The 23419-nt window shown below is 28.6% G+C and carries 22 protein-coding genes and 10 pseudogenes; 30 read left to right on the top strand and 2 right to left on the bottom strand.

Annotated features, from left to right (window positions below; genetic code table 11):
* The first annotated feature begins 64 nt into the window (after positions 1–64).
* From BVAVS116_RS05885 to BVAVS116_RS05975, 19 genes and pseudogenes are all read left to right on the top strand, one after another.
* Positions 65–1292 (top strand): annotated as a pseudogene (locus BVAVS116_RS05885) (anti-CBASS protein Acb1 family protein).
* Between the two features lie 16 nt (positions 1293–1308).
* Positions 1309–2003 (top strand): annotated as a pseudogene (locus tag BVAVS116_RS05890) (DUF1357 family protein).
* An 11-nt stretch (positions 2004–2014) separates the two neighbouring features.
* A complete protein-coding gene (locus BVAVS116_RS05895; RefSeq protein ID WP_012664704.1) occupies positions 2015–2581 on the top strand; it encodes a DUF228 domain-containing protein in 567 nt (188 codons plus the stop codon).
* A gap of 21 nt (positions 2582–2602) precedes the next feature.
* Positions 2603–3562, top strand: a complete 960-nt coding sequence (locus tag BVAVS116_RS05900; protein ID WP_012664705.1) for a hypothetical protein — start codon at positions 2603–2605, stop codon at positions 3560–3562.
* Between the two features lie 19 nt (positions 3563–3581).
* Positions 3582–4037: a DUF3890 domain-containing protein gene (locus BVAVS116_RS05905; protein ID WP_012664706.1), complete on the top strand. Its 456-nt coding sequence runs from the start codon at positions 3582–3584 to the stop codon at positions 4035–4037.
* On the top strand, positions 4037–4420 hold the full coding sequence (locus BVAVS116_RS05910; protein ID WP_012664707.1) for a DUF1506 family protein: 384 nt from the start codon (positions 4037–4039) through the stop codon (positions 4418–4420). Before BVAVS116_RS05905 ends, BVAVS116_RS05910 begins: the two co-directional genes overlap by 1 nt.
* 56 nt (positions 4421–4476) lie before the next feature.
* A pseudogene (locus BVAVS116_RS05915) lies at positions 4477–4796 on the top strand (hypothetical protein).
* Positions 4793–5362: a DUF764 family protein gene (locus BVAVS116_RS05920; RefSeq protein WP_012664709.1), complete on the top strand. Its 570-nt coding sequence runs from the start codon at positions 4793–4795 to the stop codon at positions 5360–5362. Before BVAVS116_RS05915 ends, BVAVS116_RS05920 begins: the two are co-directional and overlap by 4 nt.
* On the top strand, positions 5343–6464 hold the full coding sequence (locus BVAVS116_RS05925; protein WP_012664710.1) for a DUF787 family protein: 1122 nt from the start codon (positions 5343–5345) through the stop codon (positions 6462–6464). The genes BVAVS116_RS05920 and BVAVS116_RS05925 overlap by 20 nt, the downstream gene beginning before the upstream one ends.
* A gap of 13 nt (positions 6465–6477) precedes the next feature.
* Positions 6478–6906 carry a DUF1463 family protein gene (locus tag BVAVS116_RS05930; RefSeq protein WP_012664711.1) on the top strand — a complete coding sequence of 143 codons (429 nt, stop codon included), beginning with the start codon at positions 6478–6480 and terminating at the stop codon, positions 6904–6906.
* Between the two features lie 15 nt (positions 6907–6921).
* A pseudogene (locus tag BVAVS116_RS05935) lies at positions 6922–7357 on the top strand (DUF1473 family protein).
* A complete protein-coding gene (locus BVAVS116_RS05940; RefSeq protein WP_012664713.1) occupies positions 7354–7620 on the top strand; it encodes a DUF1322 family protein in 267 nt (88 codons plus the stop codon). The pseudogene BVAVS116_RS05935 and the gene BVAVS116_RS05940 overlap by 4 nt, the downstream one beginning before the upstream one ends.
* Positions 7598–8848, top strand: a pseudogene (locus tag BVAVS116_RS05945) (DUF759 family protein). Before BVAVS116_RS05940 ends, BVAVS116_RS05945 begins: the two are co-directional and overlap by 23 nt.
* Positions 8849–8850: 2 nt before the next feature.
* Entirely contained in the window at positions 8851–9210 is a 360-nt protein-coding gene (locus BVAVS116_RS06435) for a DUF685 domain-containing protein (protein ID WP_095456349.1), read from the top strand.
* Positions 9211–9341: 131 nt separating this feature from the next.
* A complete protein-coding gene (locus BVAVS116_RS05955; protein WP_012664718.1) occupies positions 9342–9536 on the top strand; it encodes a BlyA family holin in 195 nt (64 codons plus the stop codon).
* Between the two features lie 3 nt (positions 9537–9539).
* The gene (locus BVAVS116_RS05960) at positions 9540–9887 is read left to right on the top strand and encodes a BlyB family putative holin accessory protein (RefSeq protein WP_012664719.1); all 348 of its coding nucleotides are present in this window, start codon (positions 9540–9542) and stop codon (positions 9885–9887) included.
* A pseudogene (locus BVAVS116_RS05965) lies at positions 9877–10216 on the top strand (BlyB family putative holin accessory protein). Before BVAVS116_RS05960 ends, BVAVS116_RS05965 begins: the two are co-directional and overlap by 11 nt.
* Positions 10209–10563, top strand: a pseudogene (locus tag BVAVS116_RS05970) (BBA14 family lipoprotein). The pseudogenes BVAVS116_RS05965 and BVAVS116_RS05970 overlap by 8 nt, the downstream one beginning before the upstream one ends.
* Before the next feature lie 237 nt (positions 10564–10800).
* Entirely contained in the window at positions 10801–11286 is a 486-nt protein-coding gene (locus tag BVAVS116_RS05975; protein ID WP_012664722.1) for an Mlp family lipoprotein, read from the top strand.
* Between the two features lie 39 nt (positions 11287–11325).
* Here BVAVS116_RS05975 and BVAVS116_RS05980 read toward each other — a convergent pair.
* Positions 11326–12343: pseudogene (locus BVAVS116_RS05980) on the bottom strand (ERF family protein).
* A 387-nt stretch (positions 12344–12730) separates the two neighbouring features.
* Here BVAVS116_RS05980 and BVAVS116_RS05985 point away from each other — a divergent pair.
* From BVAVS116_RS05985 to BVAVS116_RS06015, 7 genes are all read left to right on the top strand, one after another.
* Complete coding sequence (locus BVAVS116_RS05985) at positions 12731–13822, top strand: plasmid maintenance protein (protein WP_012664726.1); 1092 nt, start codon at positions 12731–12733, stop codon at positions 13820–13822.
* Between the two features lie 9 nt (positions 13823–13831).
* Positions 13832–14389: a DUF226 domain-containing protein gene (locus BVAVS116_RS05990; RefSeq protein WP_012664727.1), complete on the top strand. Its 558-nt coding sequence runs from the start codon at positions 13832–13834 to the stop codon at positions 14387–14389.
* Positions 14365–15138: a ParA family protein gene (locus BVAVS116_RS05995; RefSeq protein ID WP_012664728.1), complete on the top strand. Its 774-nt coding sequence runs from the start codon at positions 14365–14367 to the stop codon at positions 15136–15138. Before BVAVS116_RS05990 ends, BVAVS116_RS05995 begins: the two co-directional genes overlap by 25 nt.
* Positions 15139–15199: 61 nt before the next feature.
* On the top strand, positions 15200–15724 hold the full coding sequence (locus BVAVS116_RS06000) for a chromosome replication/partitioning protein (protein ID WP_012664729.1): 525 nt from the start codon (positions 15200–15202) through the stop codon (positions 15722–15724).
* Positions 15725–15737: 13 nt separating this feature from the next.
* On the top strand, positions 15738–16067 hold the full coding sequence (gene bdr, locus BVAVS116_RS06005; protein ID WP_012664730.1) for a Bdr family repetitive protein: 330 nt from the start codon (positions 15738–15740) through the stop codon (positions 16065–16067).
* A 527-nt stretch (positions 16068–16594) separates the two neighbouring features.
* A complete protein-coding gene (locus BVAVS116_RS06010) occupies positions 16595–17926 on the top strand; it encodes a DUF244 domain-containing protein (protein ID WP_012664731.1) in 1332 nt (443 codons plus the stop codon).
* Positions 17927–17982: 56 nt separating this feature from the next.
* Positions 17983–18408, top strand: a complete 426-nt coding sequence (locus BVAVS116_RS06015; RefSeq protein WP_012664732.1) for a DUF261 domain-containing protein — start codon at positions 17983–17985, stop codon at positions 18406–18408.
* Positions 18409–18413: 5 nt separating this feature from the next.
* On the opposite strand, the gene BVAVS116_RS06020 is transcribed toward BVAVS116_RS06015, so the two are convergent.
* Positions 18414–19190 (bottom strand): tyrosine-type recombinase/integrase, encoded by a 777-nt coding sequence (locus BVAVS116_RS06020; protein WP_012664733.1) that lies wholly within the window; start codon positions 19188–19190, stop codon positions 18414–18416.
* A 419-nt stretch (positions 19191–19609) separates the two neighbouring features.
* Here BVAVS116_RS06020 and BVAVS116_RS06025 point away from each other — a divergent pair, with 419 nt between their 5' ends.
* The 4 genes and pseudogenes from BVAVS116_RS06025 to BVAVS116_RS06045 all read left to right on the top strand — a co-directional run bounded on the left by BVAVS116_RS06025 (position 19610) and on the right by BVAVS116_RS06045 (position 23419).
* Complete coding sequence (locus BVAVS116_RS06025) at positions 19610–20128, top strand: Erp family outer-surface lipoprotein (RefSeq protein ID WP_012664734.1); 519 nt, start codon at positions 19610–19612, stop codon at positions 20126–20128.
* A 27-nt stretch (positions 20129–20155) separates the two neighbouring features.
* Positions 20156–20977 carry a hypothetical protein gene (locus BVAVS116_RS06030; protein ID WP_012664735.1) on the top strand — a complete coding sequence of 274 codons (822 nt, stop codon included), beginning with the start codon at positions 20156–20158 and terminating at the stop codon, positions 20975–20977.
* Between the two features lie 519 nt (positions 20978–21496).
* Positions 21497–22064, top strand: a pseudogene (locus BVAVS116_RS06040) (DUF603 domain-containing protein).
* Positions 22061–23419, top strand: a pseudogene (locus BVAVS116_RS06045) (PBSX family phage terminase large subunit). Before BVAVS116_RS06040 ends, BVAVS116_RS06045 begins: the two co-directional pseudogenes overlap by 4 nt.

Raw genomic sequence — 23419 nt, forward strand, 5'->3', positions numbered from 1 at the left:
ATTCTATTGACAAAAATATTAGTTTTTGATATTATACATCTAATTTAATAAAGAGAAGTAAAAGTTGTGTAATTTAAGAAATGTAAAGCGGGTAGATAAAATAAGCTTGCTAGAACTATATAGATATTCAATATTTTTTAGAAATTACATAGAAAATGTAGCAGAAGATTCTCTCAAAAATGGAATTGTTCTTGAGGGTATCAGTCATAATGTTAGTAAACTTGAACTTGCTAAACTGAAGGTGCAACTTAAGAATGCTTTACTAAATTGTATTATAAGCTACCGTTTTCATGGAATTGAATATGTTTTAGTAAAAACTCAAGACGCACTACTAGATCTTGAAGAACCCGTTAATATAGAATTCCCCATTGGATTTGAATATCTTGATTATGAGTCTGTAAGAGATTCGGGGGTTAACTTTGATTATATAACTTATAAAGCAAAACCCAACAATAAGGGCAATTCTTTTGATACGATTAAAATACACAAAAGCCGACTGATAATATATGAAAATTTTGATTATATCTTAAAAAGATATGTTCCGTGTTATACATAAAGTTTTTTGTTAGATATTTATTTATTTGAAAAGATATACGTTGAAATAGAAAAGCGTATTGAAAACCACAATTTTTTGTTTTATAAAGATGAATCTTTGGTTCAACTACAAGACGCTCTCTCTAGTGCTACAACTTCTTTAAGCGCACTTACTCAAAGCAGTAATAATAAAAAAGGAAATAGTATTTTATCTTCTTTTTTGAGAAAACAAAATTCAAACAATCATAGTAAAGATATTTCTAATTTACGCAGCCTTAATGACTCATTGGCACATGAGCTTGCTAGGCTTAAAAACAATCTTAATAATGAGGGGATGTTTTATACAGCTACCTCTAGTGCCTAGTTTGGAGGTTATTAAGTATGATCTTAGCTACTTGAAAGAGGCTTTGACACTTATTAAAGCAAAAATTGGTGCTGATACTAAAGAGCCTCTTACTAGGAGTTTTAACGAGCAGGCTAAAGGACTTGGAAATGATGGTAAAGACGATAGGAGCAATTATTACGACTTTTTAAAAGGCGTTCAAGAGCAAGTTGAAAATTCCTGCAATTTAAAGCTTGCTAAGTATTTTGGTCTTGATATGAGATTTAATTCACTGATTATGTTAAGTGAAGATCAAAAGGTAGAAAGAGACATAAAGTTAATTGAGCTTTACAGCAAATATAACGAGCTTATACAAAGTAGTTCCTTTAATAACGAGGAGCTAGCTATTTTAAAAGAAAAATTACTCTCATTTTGAGAAAAGGAGTTAAAAAGTGATTGAAAATGAAGAAAAAGAAGGCTTGCAAGTACAAGCCAAAGAAGAACAGCAAGTTAAATTTGATACTAAGATTATAAGTTTTGGTGAATATGAAGAGTATATGCGCCTTAAAGAACAAGCAAATAATGTAAAGCCCAAAGAGATAAATCGTGATTTAAGTATAAATGAGCGAATAACAAAAGAACTTGCAGAAGTTGAAGAGAGAGGGTGTGTTGAAAAGCAATTATTACTAGAAGCCGAGCGTATCAATTTCATTTATACGCTCGCAAAAGCGCATCTTAGCAGTCATTTTAATAAGGAGTCACTACTTGAAAAGGATACTCTTTGAAAGACATTATGCAGGCACAGCGTAGAGAGCTTGTTCGCAAGTTTGTTCCAATTGAGCAAATTAAAGCTATTTCTAAATCACCAGATATAAGCCACATTGATGGAGAGATATTAGAACAACTTGTTTCTTTAGCCAAAGTCAATATCAAATTAAGAAAAAACGCCAACGGGAATTCTTCATCTATTGAGTCTATAAAAGGGAATATTATTGCTAAATCAGAAGATAGAATAAGTCTGCTTGATTTTAGTTTTGTTCCAATTAATTTCACGGAGTTTGTACAAGCTGTAAGTAATACGTATAAGCAAAGACGAGTGCAGTTTTATGAAAATCTAAAAAGAAACAAAAGAACAAGTATTGCTTAAAGGAGTTTTAAATGAGCGATATTACAAAAATTAAACAAGATTTTGATAAAAAAGTTGCCGAGATTAAAGCATTAATGAAAAATCCACAACAAGATGCTGGTTTATTTGGTAATTCTATTGAATTTAGAGACAAAAACCTGATTTTTTCAAATTCTGATGGAGTTTGTACTAGTAGTAAAGACAAAATAGAAAATTATCCTGCTAAGGGTTATCCATACAATCTTGGAGTAAAACTTAGTTTCAGTGAAGATAGTACAACAGAGCTTGAAGTTGAGGCTGGTGGTGGTGAAGACTTATACGGAATATGTGTTGATATAGACGAGTTTAGCAAAACTGCAACTGTTGTTCCAATTACAAATAACTTTGAGGGCTATTTAGTAGCAAAAGAAAATGGCGTTAAAGCAAAAGATAAACTCTTTTTTAATAAAGATGGAGAATTGGAAAAAATCAATGGTTCTGCGCCCCAAAATAAGACAACTATTAATGCAATAGCATTGTCTGATGCAAAAAAAATTAGCAATGATGTTTATTTGGTAAAAGTAGCAGTATTTGGCAATAAAGCCATAAGTCAAAATTAATGATATTTAGGAGGATTAGATATGGAATTAGTTGATGAAAATTATTATGCAAAAGTTGTAGCAAATATTATAGGGGAAATTAAGGATCCTATAATGTATAAATGGTTTTTGCCCGAACAAATTGAAGATGTTGATCTACAAATGGGTTATCAAAAAACTGTAAAATGGGATGCATTTCTTAATGCCAACCCTACAACAATTGCCAATGAGGTTAATACTATCTCAACTATTGGATTTAGTTCTGAAGTAGTGAGGCTTAATTATTTGAAACTACAATACAAATTCAGACATTTAAAGCAGACTTCTGAAAAATTTTATACTTCAGATTCTTATATTGGCGACATTAATAATAATCTACTACCTTTTGCTCAAGCTTATAAACTTGCAAGCAGCGAAATTATCAAACTTATCAATCACTTTGTACTAACGGGTACTGTTTCAATTCAAAAAGATGGTAAAAATCAAAAACGTCTACTTCCTAATATGTATGGGCTCCTTAATATGCCATACCAAGTAAAAGAAGAAGTTGATAATGGCAATATGGACAAGATGGATAAAATATTTGAAAAAATTGAATCTGGACTTTCAAAACTAGAGCTAGGGGATGAATTTTCTACACCTATGATGGTAATAGTTGACCCCACAACTTCATTAAAATTGGTAAAACCATATGCAGCAACACAAGCTCCTGCAATTAGTTGTGAAAAATGGGAAGATGTTTTGATTCAGACTATTAAGGCTATTAATAATAGAGAAGATGTTTACATTGAAACTTCAAACTTACTAAAGCACCAAATACTCGTCTATCCATTAAATCCGAAGCTTATTAAGTTCAAGACTAGTAAGTATATGTTGTCTACTCCGAATGAACAAGTTGATAGAGATTCAACTGATATTGCTCATTCATACATTGATTTTGTTTTAGGCGGGTTGTTAGCTACTAAAAATACTATTTTGCAAGTCAATATCATACAAAGTTAAACACCTGGGGGCAAGTGAAATGAGCGAACAAAAAGACTTTCAAACACAAGTTCAAAATGAAGAAGAACTTTTAGTAACAAAACTTCAGAATAAAGTTTTGCTGCTATTAGGAATAGATAAATTTGCACTAAGTAGGCAAAATTTTCTACTTCATTTATCTTTACTTCAGGCCATTCTAGTAACACGTGGTATTGATGCTAGTTCACTTACATATGAACAAATATTTTTGCTTACCTTTTACCACATGGGTTGTCAATTAAGAAAACAAGGGGTTGTTCGCGAATTTGAATTTGAAAGGATCAAAAAAGAAAAGTTCAATGAGCTTGAAATTGATTACTATCCTAGTAGTAGCAAAAGTGAAGAGAGTAGTGGAGAGAGTTGTGCAGCAAGTAAAAACTTTTGCTTACAGCTCGATGCATTTTTAGAAAAGCTTAAGCGCGATACTTCAACTCCATCTTGTATGGGGGTTGTCTAATGAGTGGTATTAGAAAAAGACTAGCGGATATGTCTGCACGTATAATTAACGTTTTTAAGGATCCCGAGCCACTAAGGTTTTATAAAGGAAACATTATAAAACTTGATAATGGCGACTCTTATCAACGAATATTTGACAAAAATGAGTACACTGAATTTATCGGGGTTATTATTGACATAAAGCCACAAGAACTTACAGTGTTACATAATTCAAATTTATTCGATATTCAAGGTTATTCTAAACTTTACACATATGCAGACCTTGACTATGAACTAAAAGACAGAATATCAATTTCGTATTCAGTTTACTTTGAAATATTTAGCATTGACTCTTCAATCGTATATTTTACTTTAGTTTTAAAGGAGTTTGTATGGACAACTTAAAGATAAGCATTGAATTAGAAATTGGTTGATTTGGGGATCGTTCTGATATTGCTAGAATGCATGAAAAAGGGGCACTAATTTACCAGTAAGAAAACATTTAACCAAAATTGCTGGTAGTCCTGAATTTAGAGAATATATCAACAACAGTTATATAAATTCTAAGTTTAATATTGATCCTAAATCTGGAATGCATGCTATAGGACAAGCCTTTGTTAGATATTATCAAAATTATGTACTATCGGGGCAAATCGTGCCGAGCCTAAAGGATAGTACAATCAAAAGCAAATTTAAAAAAGGTAACAGCACTGCATCAATTCCACTTGTTGATACATCTAGAATGTTATCAGAACTTACTTATAAGGTAATACTTGAATGATTGTGACTTTAGATATAATCGTGAGCTATTTACTTAAAATATTTCAAGGATTTAAGGCATATGCAACTGAAAATGATTTTGAGTGTGATATCATAAATACTTACAATCACCCATATCTTTCAAAGATTACAACTTCTAGCCCCAATATAATAGCATTTAAATTTAATGGGACTCAACATTTGTTTGATCATAACTGCAAAACTGGTGCATTCTATGATAATGCTTTGGAGTTTAGTTTAAATTTTCAAATATATATTATTGCAATAGTGTTGAATGATAGGGATTTTGATGCAAATTCACGTATGTTAGTACTTTATGGGCTGCTTAGCGAGTTTATGCATAAAAAAACATACAATTATACGTTATCTAATCCACATCAATCCGAATATGTTACTAAAATAAGCTTTTACATTTATCCAATATCAAATATGCAAACAGTTGGCAGGATTTCTTTAGGAACAAAGTATAGCAATCATGCATACAGCGCGTCTGTAGCATGTAATGCTAGTATAAAAGCAATCGAAATTTTAAAGGGGGGATACAAAATTGCCACAAGATACAATTAGTGTAAGTTTAGTTACTTCTAGGATTCAAACTAATAAGCCTAATTATTATAATCCACTTTTAGTGTATAAAGCAGCCAAAATAAAAGTTAATAAAGATACCGCTGATTATAAAATATTGAGCTTGACTATCAATAACTATGAACAACAAATTGAAACTTTAGAAAAAGACAATGAAAATGGAGAACCGCAGTTTGGAAAAGAAAAGACACTGCTAAAAACCGCAATGTCTGATTTTTTCAATTCAAGTGAAGAGCCATTAAAATCAGCTATTCTTTTCATTTATAAGGAAAAGCCCAAAAAACTAAAAGATTATCTTAAAGAACATAGGCACTCTTTTGTTGTGCTTATTAATACCCAAAGTGACAATGGGAATTCAGATGATGGGTTGACAGTTTATAAAGACGACTATAATAAGTTTAAAATGCCCTCAACTTTTTTTGTATTCTCAACTAAAGAAGATTCAATAAAAGAAATTTTCAATAATGGCAAGGGCAATACTGAAAAAGCTAGAAATATTGTTGTTTATAGTAATAATCAGGACAATCTACACCTAAAATTTGTAAGTCAATATTTGCATCAAGCTAGCATTTCTCATTCAACTAATCCCTATGGTATGCCATTATCTGCTGTACCACTTGTTGACGACACTGTAATTGGAAAGTTAAGAACTACAAATATAAACTTTTACGCACTTCTTAATGAAACTGGTCTTGATGGCATGCATGCCTTTAAAGAAGGCGTTGATCTAGCTGGAAACCCAATAGACGAGCTTTTTACTTATCATTACATAAAAAATGAGGCCATTATTGAGCTTATCCGAATTTGGAACAAAAACAATAGACAAAACAGCAAATTATCTGCACTACAACTTAGTGGAGCTAGGTACAATGCATATACTTCTGCAATTGAGTGTATGCTAAAAAGGTTCGTTGATAGGGAATTAATTATCGAATATAAAGATTTAAAACTGATTTTATCTCCATCTTCAAATCTTAAATTGGAACTTAGTGTGAATATTACTTATAACTTTAGTATTAATTCTGTTGCCTTAGTAATTACTTCTCAATATATAGTTGATTATCAAAATAGCTTAAGGGTATAAGGAGTGAAAAATTATGCAATTTTATGATTTACGCAAAGTTTACTTTTCAATCGGTGGCAGACAACTGCATAGTGGTAAGTTAGAACTTACAAGTGAGCCTACAACAAGAGCAGTGGTTAGTAATGAAGACAAGGGAATGCCTGTAATAAGCTTGAGGGATCCCAAAACCATAACTTATGTTTTCAATATTGAAGTTACTCTAGGTAGTTATGACTATATTTTGTTAACTGAAATTTCAGACGATCAGTTTTATAATATGGATGTTAGCAAATATGATAAAATGCTTGATTTAGTATTCAATGACAGAATTGCTACCAAAATTATTACTAACTATGCAATTTTTACTGAAGAACCAGCAAGAAGTTATTCAGCAGAAGCCGAAAAAGTTACTTTTGAAATTAGAGCTATTAATTGCCAAAAAACCAGCCCAAATAAAAACTAAAAGGAGAATTTTACTATGATAATGCGATACAAAATGAAAATTTTGACTAAAAACAAAACCTATGAATACCCACTTAGAGTATTGCCGGTCTATGAATGGGACAAGGTACTGGGATTTAATCAAGGTGATGCTGTTTATAAGCTTAATGAAGTGAAATATCTAAGAGAAATTACAGGCTTAATGATAAGTCCAAAATTTTTAGACGAATTCTATGCGATTCTAGATGCAAATAGAGAATTTATTTCTTACTACAAGGATTATCTTGTTGCTATTATTTACACCGCGCAATTTAATACTTTTCATATGGACAATGATCTAAAAACCCCCGCTTTAGTATATCTGAGTGAATATGAAAATAATGTTGGTGATTTTGTTACTTTTGACTATATCAATGATAATTTTGATTATACAAACACTTACATCAAATTCTAATGAGCTAGATACTAAATGAGCAAAAGAAATAGAGAGCTTGATCAAGCTCTTGCAAGTCTTAACGAGATCAGAAAAAAGTATTTTAACTTGCTTGATGAGATAAAAAACAATAAGTACTACTTTCCAGTAATAATGAATATTTGCTCATACGAAAATGTTAAGAAATTGCCTTATGATGAGCTTATTGAAGTCAACCAAATTTCCGATTTTAAATTAGAAAAAGAATTGTATGAATTAATTCTAAGTAAATTAGGGCTTAATGAGCGACAAATTCACCATTAAATTTAAAGGTATTCTTGATCATGCAGCAACAAAAAAGTCTATCGAACAAGATATTACTAAAATGGAGAAATATCTTAAGCCTAGAAAATCTAGTTTGGATAGTACTAAAGATATTGTAAAAAATAATTTGGCAGATAAGAAAAAATAATTAAGCAGACAATCCAAATTTGAAAGTTTAAGAGAGTGCGTTGAGAAATATAGACTTGCACAGACTAAAAAGCTTATAAAACAAGGTATGGGATTTGAAAAAGCCAAAAAAGAGGCATTCAAAAGATCTTTAATGTCTGATAGGGACAAAAGACGCCTGGAGGAGTATAAAGAACTTACAAAAGAATCAAAGGCAAAAAATAAAATGATGGTGACTTCTCAAGGAAAAGGACTTGTTGCCAAAATTGCAATAGGTAGCGCCCTAGGAAATGTTATTAGCAATGTTATGGATAAAGCAGCAGGAGGACTTTTGGGATTTGCTAAAAAATCGGTTGAAGAAGCATCCAAAACAAATAAAACTAAACTTCTCAATAGCGCGTTTTTTACAAAAGAAGAACGTGATACGATTATGGGAGCTAAAGGTAAAAGGGGGATTCTTAGTGGAATGAAGGGATTTGAGCGTGATTTAGAAAAAGAAGAGTTTTTGCATCAGGCGAGCGTCTTTAAAGGGACTCTAAGAGATTTAGATAGGTTAAGTACAGATAATTTGAAAAAAGCAATAGAATTTTCAGCTATGATAAAATCTAGCGGTGCTATGAGCAGTGAGGATGCTTGAAAAGCTGTTAATAGTCTCCTTGGCGGTGAAGGGGATGAGCTTTTCGATTTATTGAAAAGGTCGGGGATTGGCGAAAAATATATAGAAAATGCTAAAATGGCTTGGCAAAGCGGAGCTAAAGTAGATCTAGAATCCAGAATTACTAAGATGGTTGAAATGATGAGCGATTACAAAACTTTAGGTATTGCAAAAAAAGCCGATACCAAAGAAGAGATCGATAGCAATTTGGCCTCAGCTAAGCAAACTCTTTCAAACTTAAACAACACTATTCTGGATCCATTACTTAAATTCATCAAAATGGTCGCTGATTATCTTAATGGATTTACTTTCCAAACACATGTTATTGAGCCTTTTTTTAAAGAGTTGAAAAGTCTTTTTGCCAATTTGCCGTTAATTGGTAGGGCTTTTAGAGATAATCTCGAACTATATCATCAGCTACTCTATCTAGAAGTGACAATCTTTTGATAATGCCTAATTCAAGCAGCATTCAAAAAACACCAATTTCTAAACAATTACTGGGAGTACCGTCTGATTTTACGCATGGTAGAAGTTTTGCTTTTGGGCCCACACTTTATTCATATGAATATAAAGATAAATCAATAACTATCAAAATGGAAAACTCCGATACCGCTACTCTTGTTTTTTATAAATATAATGATAATTATCCTATTTATCTTGATATTGAGCTTGATGTAGAACACTATAACAATATAACTACTAAAGCGGTATATCTAAAGTATAACGATGAAACTGAAAAAAGCATGGTTTATGAACAATCCTATTCCCCACGAGGACTATCTAGTAGAGTTCCTATTTACAAAGGATAGTATGTCCAAAAAAGAGCATACACATCAGGAAATTCAATTCCAGTTCTTTTAAAACTGTGAACTTTTTTAGCAAAAATTAAAGTTTTGGTATATAATATATACATGTAAAAATTAAAATCGAGGATTAAAAAATGGATATTAAAATAACAGAACTTCTAATTAATTTAAACGAAATAAAACTTATAGCCGTAATGATTTTTGTAACAGTGCTAGTTCTAGGGAGGTTGATTCTTCTAAAACCACTACTAAAAGACATATTATCTATAGTAATAGGTGAGATTTTTAGAAATGGAAATGGCAATAATCATATTAAAAAAAGAGATTAATTCGTGAAATTATCTAAAGACAATCTTGAGATTGGACTTACATCCATATCAACCCTTATTGACGTATTCTCTAAATTTGAAGATGAATTTGACGAAATTGCACATAAAGGATTTTTTTTGGTTTATGAATTATATTCTCATTATAAATTAATCTATAAAGCAAATATGGAAAGACTTGAGAATACATTAACTCCAACAATAGCTGAAACACTAGCTCCATTGAATGAGAAAATCAATCAATGTATTGATCTGATTAATTCTAATGAAAAAAATCTAAAAATATCCAATAATTTAAAATTCAACAAAGAAGGAAAACCTATCTATCAAGAAGGAGCAAATAATGCAAAATAACACTATTGGTTTAGGACTTAATTTGCTATCCAGCTTAACCAACATAGCTAAAGCTGAAACAAACATAGATCATAACTACATTAATACTTTTAGCAGGGTAATAGATTTTTTTTACAAAACATACATAGGAGCACTAAAATCTATGGAAACAACCGAATCAATGAAAATATTTAAAGAAATACAAGACATTGTGAACTGCAACATTGAGATAATAGAAGCAGCTATTTTCTAACAGCAAAAATAAAAGAATCATATCTTCACTAAAAGCAAAGCGCAATAAAATCATGAAAGAATATTTAAGCGCTCTCAAAAGAGGTGAAAATGCTTAAATTATCAAACTACTTATTAATTACTTTACTACTATGTTGTACTACTATTGCTAGTTTACCAGAAGAGCCGGAGCCGCCAATTATTCAAACACTAGAATCTTTGGCTAAATATGAGGCGCAACTATCAGATTATGTTATGTATCTTGTAACATTCTTAAGCAAAACAAAATCTAAAGTTAATGATCCAAATTACCCAACATATACTTATCCCGATTTATCAAAACTAAAAGACGAACACTCTATAACTTCAATAAGACATAATATTAAACTACTTTTAGAGTACATTCAAAAAAACAAAACCTATGGCAAAAAAAGTCTATAATCAATATTCTTATTTAAAAATGTAAATTACAAAAAGGTTTTTCTTGCAAGAACTTATACAATTCAAATAGAAATTATAAATAATCCTCTCAAAACATATAATTTATCATTTCTAAACAACACCCCTAAAAACAGTAATTACTAAATACTCTGTTTTGATCCTTATAAATTAACAATATTTTTAAAAATAGGAGCTATATTTATAAAAATAAATCTTATTATTACTCAACATATTGTACTAGAGATAAAAAAGGAGAACAAAAATGAAAATTATCAATGTATTATTTTGTTTATTTTTACTAATATTAAACAGCTGCAATGCTAATGATAACGACACTTTTAAAAACAAAAATCAACCTATTGAGCCCCAACAAGCAAAAAATAAGGAAAAATATAATTTGGGACAAAAAGAACTACAAAAAGGGGTCCTAAAAAAGCCACAAAAAGAAATCCCAAAGTCTAGAGAAGACCTTCTTAAAGAAAAACTGACTGACGATCAAAAAATACGCCTTGATTGGTTAAAAACCGCCCTGACTGGTGAAGGAGAATTTGACAGATTTTTACAACATGATGAAAACAAAATAAAAATAGCACTTGACCACATAAAAACTGAACTTGATAAATGCAAGGGAAAACAAACTGCTGCTGAACAGGAAGCCATTTTCAAAGGTATAGTTCAAGGGTCACTTCACGGTAATGATATAAATCAAGTACAACAAGCAATTTGTTTGTGCGACATTTATCCGTAATAATATAACCCCCCTTATTTGGGGGCTTTAAACATATTGCTATGCTGCAAATATATAATCAAATTGTTTATCTTCTTTCAACGTACAAAAGAATAATAGCGGGCTAGGGCCATAAGAAGTCCTCTTAAACGCCATAAACTTTTCAAAATCTTGTAAATCCTTTAATCTATTATTTCTCTTAAAATAGTCTTTTATAATCTCTGCCCAATAGTTTATACTCTTAAAATCAATATTTTGCTCAAAATGCACAATTAAATCAGCTTCAATTTTCTTGATATCATCAACATTATTGGGGTCTATTTTCTGAATAAAACTTATTTTTTTGAATAATTGAGTTTATATTATCTTTTGTTGTAGTGCTATTTACCCAATTTTTTATATTAGACAACGCTTCTTTAAAAACCCCGTAATAATAAAGCCTATCTTTTTTTTGTTCTTGATTAATATCTCTTTTCTGGTTTTGAATAGTGTTATTTTTCTGAATTTGATTAATCTCTTGTTTTTGTTCCTTTTTTTGTACTTGTTCTTGATTGATATTAACTTGCTTGTTGGGCATAGAATTTCCGTTTTCATAATTATTGTAAATAGAAGCTGCATCTGTATCAACTTCACTTTCTACAATAAGACATGCAACTAAAGCGTACCTTTTAAAATAAGTAATAGCTGATCCAACCAGTTGTGGCAATGTATTCACATTTTTAGAACCATTTTCATTGTTCCATTGTAAATTTTCCGTAAAAATTCGTGTATCAAATGATTCTCTGTATCCAGTACTTTTACTGTAAAAAGTAGTTCTAATATAATCTATAACTTGACCATTTTTTCCCTCTACAGAAATTGGGAATTACCTAAACATAAGGTCCAAATTGTGCTTTTTAATAACGTTTTTAATTTCCCTAACTATTTCGCTAAAATTCTGATACTTGTATCCGTATCCTTTAAGATTCTTGTCAATCCCTGGTAAATTCATGATTAGAGTATCCATATCGTTTAAAAATTTAATTTCTGCTTGTATATTATTTTGTATATATTCTTGATTTTTTTCTATGTATGACATAATTGTCAACCTCCTCTATTAGATATAAAAATATCTATATAGCAAAAACTATTTTTGTCAACTTTTTTACAAAAATTTTTGCAAAAAAATGAGGGCTTAGCTAGATTCTCTTTACCAAAGAACTAAGCTAAACCCTTACATTACATTTTTTGCAAATTATCTAATAAAGGTAGTCGCAAATGTCAATATTTAAACAACTACGTTATTTGTAGTGTAGCCCATTTTAAAATTAAAATCAATTTATTTGTATCAAGTTACAAAAAGTGTATTAAATTAATGAGATTAATAATTTAATTTAATATTTTTTTAGAAAAGTATTTACTTTTAAATCAAAATTTTGCATTATATTATTAATTATTATTTATCTAATAGAGGAGGTTGACGATTATGTCAATACCAATCAATAAAAAAAGTCCAAATTGCTACAACAAGCATCAACATAAACTAATAGTTCTTATTTCAACACTAGACTACATAAACAAAAAATATCCAAAATATACCCAAAGTATCATACTCTATTGCTTTAACAAAAACCTAAAAAGAAATGGTCAAAATCCCATTAAGCTAAAAACACTGCAAAATTATCTTTACGAATTAGAAAAAAAGCTAAAAGTCACAACAAACTACTACAAACATATGGGGGTAAATTGTGGTACTGAAATTTACTATAAACTTAATTATCAAAAAAAAGAGTGTTACCCCAAGATAAACAAATTCTTTTTAGGAAAAAAACACTCAAGGTTTGGAAAAAGAGTTGAAATAGGCCTTAAAGAGAAATTTAATAAAAATGGGAGTGTAGATTTTAAGGAGTGTTTAAGTAATAAAAATAATAATATAAAAGAAGAAAAGAATAAAAAGATAGAAAAGTTTCAAATAATAAAATATGCCAATAAATGTAACTTTAAATATAAAGAAATTCTTCCTTTTATTTTAAATTTAGATTTTAATAAAGACGCGAAAATTAAAATGCTTAAAGTCTCAAAAATAATTGAGATTAAACTACTAAAAAGCAAAAATTTATTTTTAAATCAATCTTTCTTTAAAGAAAAACAAAAAAAATTAAAAGAAATAATAGAAAATACCAAAAAACAATTAGAAAAAAACGGATACAATGTTGAACAATTGGAAACAGAATTTAAAAAAATATATGAAAACTACAAAAATAAGCCACATTTTATTATTGAACATCAAAAATATAACGATTTAGGCAAAATAACGTTTAAATTAGAAAAATCGATTGAATTGAAAAAAGAAAATTCACAAAAAGATTGTGAGAATATGAAGAAAAACATTTTTAATATACTTATTGAACGGCTAAAAGAAAAGGCAAATATTGAAATTATAAAGCCAATTATAAAAACTTATTTGAACAGCAAAAAGAAATTAGAATATAATAAAGTATTTGGTACATATCATGATGAATTATTAGAATTAATAAAAAATGAAAATAATTCTTTAATTCTAAAAAAAGTTATATGAGGATTTAATATGAAAAGTGCACCAGAACCTACAAAAAAAGGAAAATGTAAAGTTGAATGCCAAAATAAAGAACGATTTATTTTGATTGAAAAAGAAAATGGCAAAGCAATGTACCATACAAAAATAATGATGGACGTTTATAAATTCGGAGTTTATGAGAAAAAAAATGAATTTCGAGTATCATTAAGAGCCTTGCATAATGGAGAAAGAATTGTTGAAGAAACGCATTTATACCCCATTAAAGAAGGAGATAAATTTATTGGAATTTTTTATGGTTTTAGAAAACCAATAAAAAAGGCTTTTGTAAAGTATGAAACAAACGGAAATAGAAAATCTTATGGATTTGCAAGGGCATATTATATGGAAGTTAGATTTAAAGCGGGCAGTGTTTTTTTCTACTTTAAGGGATTATACCGCTTGCTAGATAAACAGAGAATGAATAACCACTACAATAAAATATTATTTAGTATGTTTACAGATTTAGAAAAACAAGTATATGAATTTTATGGGAAAAAATACCCGGAACAAGGACCACTAACAAAATGGATAATAAAAAACCTAAAATAATAACAATTGCCAGTCTTAAAGGCGGTGTAGGAAAAAGCACAACTTCAATAATTCTTGCTACACTTTTATCAAAGTCAAAAAAAATTCTTTTGATAGATATAGATACGCAAGCATCAATAACTAGTTTTTATTTTAATAATATACAAAATAAAAATTTTAATTTGGAAAATTCCAATATATATGAAATTTTAAGAGAAGGCGCTTTAGAAATAAGAGATGTTATTATAAATATTGATAATAATTTAGATCTAATACCTAGTTATTTAAGTTTACATAAATTTAATCAAGAAGCAATTCCATTTAAAGAATTAAGATTAAAAAAGAAGTTAGAATCCATACAAGACAATTATGATTATATAATCATAGATACTCCACCAAGTTTAGACTTCAGTTTGACAAACGCTTTAGTAAGTAGTCAATATGTTTTAGTACCAATAACTGCTGAAAAATGGTCAGTTGAGAGTTTAGATCTTTTAGAGTTTTATTCAAGAAAAATAGGAACAAATGCGCCAATTTTTATATTAGTAACACGATTTAAAAAAAACAATACTCACAAACAACTACTAGACATTTTACAATTAAGAGAAGATTATTTAGGAATCATATCTGAAAGAGAAGATTTAAATAGGAGAATAGCAGAAAATGATCAATTTGATTTAAATAAAGATTATGTTTGTGAATATAAAAAGATTCTTGAATGTTTTTTAAATAAGATGCAGGTTACGCCATCTTTTGGATGGCGTATATAAAAAAATTTTTTTTGTAGAAAAAATTTCCGGTGCCGGAAAAAAAATATGAGGTGATTTATATATGAATATACAATTAAATAAAAGAAATTTATCTACTGATAACGATGTTATGGTTAGGTATAAATCGTTAAAATCTCAATTAACTATAAATGTTAAATCTGAAATTTGTTCTAGATTAGAGACAATGAAAATTTTAAAAGAGATTAAAGATAATGAATATTATAAACTAGACGGATATAAAAGTTTTGAAGATTTCACAAAAGACTACAAACTAGCAAAAACCCAAGCTTATGATTATCTAAGAATTGCTAATGCTATAGAAGAGGGAATAATAGAGGAAGAATTTTTAGTACAAAATGGATTTAGACAAACTCTTTTTGTAATAAGGAATAAAAAAGGCCTAACAATAAAAAAATCCAAACAAAATTGGATAAAACCTCTAAGATTTCAGCTTAAAAAACAAGAAAGCTATGATTTTTATAAAAAACATGCCAAATTTACAAGTTTTATGATGGATGAGATTTTTGAAAATCAAAAGGATTTTCTTAATAAGCTTCTAAAAAAATATAAAGAATTAAAAGGATAATAAAGGGGGTTTTATGAGTAATTTAGCCCACAATGCTGTTAAAATAAAAAATATAAGGTTAGAATTTTTAAATAAAGGGTTTAGCGAAGAGGCAATAGATTTTGTTTTTCTTCACAATGATAATTACAACTTTGAGTATTTAAAAGAGAAGTTGATTGATGTAGAGAAGACTTTACGAAAAGACATATCTAATTTAGATACTAAGATAGATAATGAAGTAAAGAATTTACGTAAAGATCTTAATATGGGGAACAGATTAATACATTTTATGATACTTGTAGCGGCCATTTTTGGACCAATTTTAAATGCTTTATTTATGAAATATTTACAATATATTAAATAATAAAATAATGCACCCTTTTTTCAAGTAGCATTATTATAATGCTGGTGGGTATTATTAAGAAGTAACAGTTTATTTTTGATCTCTTTCAAATTAGAACTTATTCGAATTTTTTAACAAAAGACTTTAAATAAGTTCTTTTTTTGTAAAAAGACAAATCGATTTTAATTCTAAATAAAACTATATTTAATTTATTGAATTATTTTTATTAAAATAAATTCAGCTAAGTATCCCACTATACTTTATTAAGTTCTTTAGCAAGAGAATTTAATAAAGTCTTTATTTTTTTTGTAAAAATTCTTGCAAAAGTTGACAAAAATGGTTTTTGTCATACTATATATATAGCTATAAAGGATTGCTATTATTTAAATAAATTCAATTAAATTTAATTTAGTGGGGTTTAGCTTAGTTTTTTAAGTAGAGAATTTGGCTAAGCCCCCATTTTTTTACAAAAATTTTTGTAAAAAAGTTGACAAAAATAGTTTTTGATATAGAATTATTTTTCTATCTAATAGAGGAGGTTGACAATTATGTCATACATAGAAAAAAATCAAGAAAATATACAAAATGGAGTGTCCAACATAATACATACTAAGCAACAAAGTTTTATTGGATTTGAAGTATTTGAGAAAAAATTCTCTCCAGTTAAAGAAAAAAGCAAATTAAGTAAAATAGGCAAAAAATTACCAGGAATAAGTAGTCAAGAGTGTTTTAGATTTAATCGTAATATTGATTTTAGTTTGCAAAGAAGCAAGCTAGATAAATATGGAGCTAGTGAAGTGGGGACTGTTGTAATTGGTGGCGCTGGTCTTAAAGATGTAATGATAAATAGTGTGCTTAAATATTTTGGTATGAATTTGCCTTTTGAAGAGAATTTATACATGTTAAAAGGTAAAGAGTTGGAAAATTTAGGATTTAGAGAATTTGTTAAGGCATACGGTGATACTATTGCTGTTTTGTATAAAAATAAATATGCTAACAGTGTTGATAAATATAATTATTTCAAAAAAATGGATAATTTTGAACCTTTAGTGGGTTCAACGATTGATGGATGGTTTATGAATATTTATGGTGATATAGAGCTCTTAGAGATTAAGAGTAGTGATTCTCATTATATGAGTAGTGCTATTGAAGAGTACGATAAAAATGGCAATTTTTTAATTAGTAAGTATTTTTTCAAATACTATGTGCAGGCGCAAATGCAACTAGTATGTACTGGACTTGAGTATTGTAATTTGTTCTTTTTAATAGACGTTGCATCAGTTAATTGTAAGATAAAGAGAAATGATTTTTTAATATCAAAAGTGCTTAATTTTGTTCTTAAATGTGAACGGGAAGTTTTCAATATAAGAACCGAAATTGTTAAAAACAATCAGGCTAAGTTATTAATATCCAACAATATTGATAATGATACGTTTAATAAGCTTGTTGAAGAGATTGAAGAGTTGGTAGTAAAGAGTGATTTTTACCAATCTGGAGTTGAGTTTGACTGGATAAATGAATTTGTAGAATATGTTGACTGTATAAATCTTGAGATTAAAACCGAGGAGTCTGCTATAAATCTTGAGGAGAATCTTATTGAGATTAATAACTTAAAAGTAGAACTAAATAAAATTCAAAATGAAAACAAAAAAAGAGAAAAACCCATAAAAGATCTGCTTAAAATTAAAATTGATAAGATTATGGATCAATATCCATTAATTAATCATGTGAATTATAAATTCAAACAGTTTATGTTCAATTATGATCCTAAAAAAAGAGCAATATCAGATAGATTTAAAGAACTTATACCGATAAATAATAAAGTCTTTATGCCGAGCAATATCAGTAATATAGCTTATGAAAATAGTGTCCCCTTTTGAATGGGGACTAAAAATAAAAAAATTAAAAAAATTATTTAACATAGGAGGTTTAAAAAATGCTTATCAGTGAAATAAAACAAAACAATAGGAGCTTACGTGTAGAAATACAAAGATGGGGATGTTATTTTTTGTGTTTACATTACTATGTAAGTGTTTTTAAAAAGCTTGAATTTACTGTTTTTGGAATAAATTCAGCTTATTACAGATTTTTAGGACTTGGATACATCAAGAGCAATTGTTTTATTAAAAATCCTTGTATGATACTAAATTACTATGGGATTAGAACTAGTGTGCGATATGAATCTTTTGGTTACTTCGGAGCTGCTAATGAATTTGAAATAAGCGAAGTTAAGATCACGGGGGTTAATGGATCTCACTTTATTGCTACAAAAGAGCAAGAAATATTATATGATTCACTTGATTTAAAGCCTCGAGGAAAACTATTTAAATTAATTTCAAAGAGAATATTTAAGCTTAAGTAGTTATACTACAACTTTAAGCTATTTTTGGCGCATTTATAAGCTTGAATTTTGTTTGCAGAAGAAAGTCCATAGATATTATCAATCTCAGATGTTGAGTGATATTTTATAAGTTCTTTAATTTGAAAAGAATTGTAGCCATTGGCTTTTAAATTTGAAATAAATAAATTTCTACATAAATGAAGTGATTTATTTGCTTTAAATCCTGATTTTTTAAGAAGATTTTTGAATTTTCTAGAAATATTGATAATACTAATTTGATTGTCTTTAAACTTGTGTTTAGTTTTTTGGAAAAGGTAAGTACGCCTTGTGTCGATATTTTTTTCTTCGAAATGATTTTTATGTGCTGTTTGAATAGCGGCATACTCTTTAGAGTTAATGATAATTTCTCTAATACAAGTAATATTTCTTTTTTTTGCTACATTTACTTTTATATTGTAATAAATTTCTCCAGTTTTGTTTGATAATTGGGTAATATCTTGCAATTTTACTTTTTGAATTTCAGTACCCCTACACCCACTTATTGAGAGTAGATGTACAAACCAGCCAGATATTAGATCAGTTTGTTTTAATTGTTTAATACATTTTACAATTATTTTGCCAGTTTTCGGAGTTAAGTAAAACCTAGGACTAGGTATTGGATTTTCTTTTTTGGGTTTAGTTGAATTTTTTAGAGTATTTTTTAGGATTTTATTTTCATCTATTACTTTTTGATAATCTTTTAATAGTTTGAGAATAAAATCTGTACCCCCATTATTTAAATTAAGATAATTATTAATGTCCATAAAATCCTCTCCTTATAAGTGTTACTTTTAAATTAAGTAAAAGTAATAAAAATAGTAATTTATATTTTACCAAAAACTTAAAATTTTAGTCAAATTATATATTCTCTCATTGCATGCAGAATTTAGGATGTAGGGTGGCTGTAAAGGGCATAAGTGGTGATTTTGAGGGGGATCGGCTAAGAAAGACTACATACTTTAGCTAATATATAGCAAAGACTCTGAAATTTAATTTGTATGTGTTTTGTAATCAATTTTAATGAGCCGGGCATTTGCAATGGAGAGATTTTTAGGAGTTGATTAAAATTACATTTGAGTTTTGTTACTTTGTAATCCTAAATGTAACAAAATTAATTATTTAAATCTGTAAAAAATTGTATATACTAGAGATTGTGATATTTTTGAAACTTAGGGAGTATCTTATGAATAAAAAAATGTTTATTATTTGTTCTGTTTTTTCGCTTATAATTTCTTGTGAAAATTTTACAAGTAGATTAAGCGAGCAAGGCAGGTTGAGTGAGCAAGATATTAGTTTAAGGGGGCAAGTAAGTAGTGATACAATAAAATTTTCTGAATTTACTGTAAAAATTAAAAATAAAGATACTAATAGTAGTTGGATAGACTTAGGAGTTTTAGTAATAAGAAAAGAAATAGACGGTATTGAAACAGGTTTAAATGCTAAGGGACATTCAGCTACATTTTTTTCATTAGAAGAGCTAGAAGTTAATAACTTTGTAAAAGCAATGACTGAAGGTGGATCATTTAAAACTAATTTGTATTATGGATATAAGGATGAACAAAGCATTACAAATGGTATTAAAGATAAAAATATAATAACAAAAATAGAAAATATTAATGGTTCTGAGCATATTACATTTTTAGGAGATAAAACTGCCGAATATGCAATACCACTAGAAGAGCTTAAGAAAAATTTAAAATAGAATTTCAAATTATAGGAGAGGATAATTATGAAGAAAAAAATTTATATTATTTGTGCTTTTTTTATACTTATAAGTTCTTGTAAGTATAATGCAAACAATAAAGACTTAAAAAATCTAGAACAAAATGTAAAAGGAAAAGTTAAGGGATTTTTAGATATAAAAAAAGGAGAGTTGATTGGCGGTTTAAAAAAGCTTGGAGGAGAAGCTTCTTTAAAAGTTGAAGAAGAATTAATGCAGGGAGACTATTCCAATAACATCTTATTTAATCCACCTACAACATTGCTGGCAAGTCATCACGATAACGTGCCTGTATTAAAAATGGCACAAAGTGGTGATCAACAAGAAGTAAAAAAAGAAGATAAAGAAAAAGAAGAGATTGAAAAAAAGAATCGAGAATTAAAGGACAAAATAGAGAAATCGAATAAAAAAACTTCTATTGAAACATATCTTAAGTACGAAGAAGAGATAAAGAAAATAGTAGAAGAATTAGAAGAAAAATTAAAAGATAAAAAAGAAGATAAAGAAAAACTTGAAAAGGAATTAGAAACCCTTAAAAAGACTTTAAAAGAAAAAATAGAGAAAAGAAAAAAAGAATTAGAAAATGCTCAAAAGAAATTTGCAGAGTTTGAAAAACAATTTACCGGCATAACTGGAGTTACTGATGGTGATAAAGCCCAAAACCGAGGTAAAGTTGGACGACAAGCTTGGACCGAGGCACAAGAATTAGGCTTAAGTGTAAATTCTTCTGGCGGTAGTGCTGGTACTGGCGATATGGCTAAAGGAATAATAGATGGTGTGCTTAAGCAAATTGAAGAAGAACTTAAAAAGGTGGAAAATAAAAAAGAATAACAGAAGTGGTTTTATAAGTATAAAATTTAAAAAACAAGACTTTTTACTAGTCTTGTTTTTTATATATTAATATATTGAGTAAAAAGAAAAGAATAGATATAAGTATAAATGTAAAACCCGCTTTAGGGGTAAACAAAAAAAATCCACAAATACCCAAACAACCAAAAAATAAACATATTGATAATGCTAATATTCTATTAGAGGTTTTATTTTGGATATTAACCTTACAATCAAAACAAATTTCAGATTCTTTTTTAATAGTTTTTTTGCAAAAACGGCAATTTTTTCTATCAAAAGCTTTGGACATAATTATAAGCTCCTTTTAAAGGCATAACATACTTATTTAAAAGTATTTACTATAAGTAAGTTGTATTTTTGTATGTTTTACTTTAATAAATATTTAAAATATAGGTCAGCATGATAGATATAAAGAAGTTAATAGTTTTTATCACAAGTTTTTAACTTGCAGTATTATTTAGAGTAAAAATTTGTTAATTTTGTTATTTTGGGGCTCTGCTTTTGAAAAAAGTTAAAAGATCTTTTGACGATTATGTTGCATATTTTAGAGAAGGGTCATTAAGTGATAAAGAAATAGCGGCTAAACTGGGAGTTTCTAGAGTAAATGTGTGGAGAATGAGACAAAAATGGGAGAGTGGAGAAACTTTTGGCAATGAAGATTCTAGAGTAACAATTAGTGAAGATACTTTTGAACATCTTGTAGCGCAAACTTTTAGATCAGAAGTTAAAGCTAAAAAAGTTAAAGGTGGAATTAGACTTAGAGCGCGCAAATTTAGAATTAGGATTTATAAGGGCATTTAAGAAATATTTTACTATTGAACTTGCTAGCATGTTTTCAAAAATAGACGATTTAAGATTTAAAATTGATTCTTTAGATAAAGAAAATAATAAAAAAAGTGAAAAAGTTGTTAATGAAAAAATTAGCTCTTTAAAAAGCGAGCTTAATGATCTTATAAAAGAGTGTTCAATAAGAGAAATGGAGCTTTACTATGAATGTATGAAAAGACTTGCTGCTGCTCACGAAGTTGAGAGTAAAAATAACTGCAAAAGTAGTAAAGGGCACAAGTGAACTTATATCAAACAAAACTTTTTACAACACTTCAAAAACAATATAAAAATCAGTTTGGAGTTGATAGATCACAATTTGTTTTTGTTAAGCCAACAAACTCTTCAATTAATTTTAATCAATTTTAAAAAAAACATTTAACTTTAAAGCAAAAGAATGTGATAAAAAGCATTCAAAAGAACAATGAAAAGAAGATTATACTCAGTGGTGGTATATCTAGTGGCAAAACGTATCTTGCATGTTACCTGTTTATTAAAAGTTTAATTTAAAATAAAAAGTTGTATTCTAGTGATACTAATAATTTCATTATTGGCAATTCTCAGCGTTCAGTTGAAGTCAATGTTTTGGGGCAGTTTGAAAAGTTGTGTAATTTGCTTAATATTTCTTATATTCTTAGACATTCAAATAATTCGTATATAATGATTGATTCACTTCGTATTAATTTGTATGGAGGAGATAAGGCAAGTGATTTTGAAAGGTTTATAGGTAGTAATTCGGCACTTATTTTTGTTAATGAGGCTACTACTTTACACAAACAAACTTTAGAGGAAGTATTAAAAAGACTTAGATGTGGGCAAGAAACTATTATTTTTGATACCAATCCGGACCATCCAGAACATTATTTTAAAACTGATTATATTGATAATGTAGCAACTTTTAAGACATATAATTTTACAACTTATGATAATGTACTTTTAAGTAAAGTATTTATTGAAACTCAAGAGAAACTGTATAAAGAGATACCAACATATAAGGCAAGAGTTTTGCTAGGAGCATGGATAGCAAGCACCGACTCAATTTTTACACAAATTAATATTATTCAAGATTATGTGTTTACTAGCCCAATAGCATATTTGGATCCGGCATTCAGCATTGGGGGCGACAATACTGCTTTATGTGTTATGGAGCGGGTTGATGACAAATATTATGCTTTTGTATTTCAAGACCAACGACCAGCCAATGATCCTTATATTTTGAATATGTTCAAGACTGTTTTAGGAAATTTCAATGTACACACACTTTACTTAGAGGATATAGATAATACTGAGGGTGCTTGTGCATTTACGCGTGAATATATGGCTCTTAGAAACAACATGAGCCAATATTTTAGAATTGTGCCGGTTAAACCAAAATCTAATAAATTTAGCAGAATAACATCGTTAATTACACCGTTTACTTACAAAAAACTTTACATTGCAAAATACAGTAGTTCTTCTGTATTTAATGATATTTATGCTTATAAAGGGGATAACAAAATCCATGATGATGCTCTTGATGCAATATCAGCTGCATATTTGATGTTGTCTTTAGGATATAGGGAGCGAAGCATTCACTTTGGCAATCAAAAATTTTTGTAA

The organism is Borreliella valaisiana VS116, assembly GCF_000170955.2.
Classification (GTDB): Bacteria; Spirochaetota; Spirochaetia; order Borreliales; family Borreliaceae; genus Borreliella; species Borreliella valaisiana.

What these genes read in the sequence shown, in the direction of transcription:
- BVAVS116_RS05905 (WP_012664706.1), top strand. Translation starts at nt 3,582, where the DNA reads ATGAGCGAACAAAAAGACTTTCAAACACAAGTTCAAAATGAAGAAGAA.
- BVAVS116_RS05975 (WP_012664722.1), top strand. Translation starts at nt 10,801, where the DNA reads ATGAAAATTATCAATGTATTATTTTGTTTATTTTTACTAATATTAAAC.
- BVAVS116_RS05910 (WP_012664707.1), top strand. Translation starts at nt 4,037, where the DNA reads ATGAGTGGTATTAGAAAAAGACTAGCGGATATGTCTGCACGTATAATT.
- BVAVS116_RS05930 (WP_012664711.1), top strand. Translation starts at nt 6,478, where the DNA reads ATGCAATTTTATGATTTACGCAAAGTTTACTTTTCAATCGGTGGCAGA.
- BVAVS116_RS05955 (WP_012664718.1), top strand. Translation starts at nt 9,342, where the DNA reads ATGGATATTAAAATAACAGAACTTCTAATTAATTTAAACGAAATAAAA.
- BVAVS116_RS05940 (WP_012664713.1), top strand. Translation starts at nt 7,354, where the DNA reads ATGAGCAAAAGAAATAGAGAGCTTGATCAAGCTCTTGCAAGTCTTAAC.
- BVAVS116_RS05900 (WP_012664705.1), top strand. Translation starts at nt 2,603, where the DNA reads ATGGAATTAGTTGATGAAAATTATTATGCAAAAGTTGTAGCAAATATT.
- BVAVS116_RS06025 (WP_012664734.1), top strand. Translation starts at nt 19,610, where the DNA reads ATGAATAAAAAAATGTTTATTATTTGTTCTGTTTTTTCGCTTATAATT.
- BVAVS116_RS06020 (WP_012664733.1), bottom strand. Translation starts at nt 19,190, where the DNA reads ATGGACATTAATAATTATCTTAATTTAAATAATGGGGGTACAGATTTT.
- BVAVS116_RS05990 (WP_012664727.1), top strand. Translation starts at nt 13,832, where the DNA reads ATGAAAAGTGCACCAGAACCTACAAAAAAAGGAAAATGTAAAGTTGAA.
- BVAVS116_RS05895 (WP_012664704.1), top strand. Translation starts at nt 2,015, where the DNA reads ATGAGCGATATTACAAAAATTAAACAAGATTTTGATAAAAAAGTTGCC.
- BVAVS116_RS06010 (WP_012664731.1), top strand. Translation starts at nt 16,595, where the DNA reads ATGTCATACATAGAAAAAAATCAAGAAAATATACAAAATGGAGTGTCC.
- BVAVS116_RS06030 (WP_012664735.1), top strand. Translation starts at nt 20,156, where the DNA reads ATGAAGAAAAAAATTTATATTATTTGTGCTTTTTTTATACTTATAAGT.
- BVAVS116_RS06015 (WP_012664732.1), top strand. Translation starts at nt 17,983, where the DNA reads ATGCTTATCAGTGAAATAAAACAAAACAATAGGAGCTTACGTGTAGAA.
- BVAVS116_RS06435 (WP_095456349.1), top strand. Translation starts at nt 8,851, where the DNA reads ATGCCTAATTCAAGCAGCATTCAAAAAACACCAATTTCTAAACAATTA.
- BVAVS116_RS06000 (WP_012664729.1), top strand. Translation starts at nt 15,200, where the DNA reads ATGAATATACAATTAAATAAAAGAAATTTATCTACTGATAACGATGTT.
- BVAVS116_RS05995 (WP_012664728.1), top strand. Translation starts at nt 14,365, where the DNA reads ATGGATAATAAAAAACCTAAAATAATAACAATTGCCAGTCTTAAAGGC.
- BVAVS116_RS05920 (WP_012664709.1), top strand. Translation starts at nt 4,793, where the DNA reads ATGATTGTGACTTTAGATATAATCGTGAGCTATTTACTTAAAATATTT.
- bdr (WP_012664730.1), top strand. Translation starts at nt 15,738, where the DNA reads ATGAGTAATTTAGCCCACAATGCTGTTAAAATAAAAAATATAAGGTTA.
- BVAVS116_RS05985 (WP_012664726.1), top strand. Translation starts at nt 12,731, where the DNA reads ATGTCAATACCAATCAATAAAAAAAGTCCAAATTGCTACAACAAGCAT.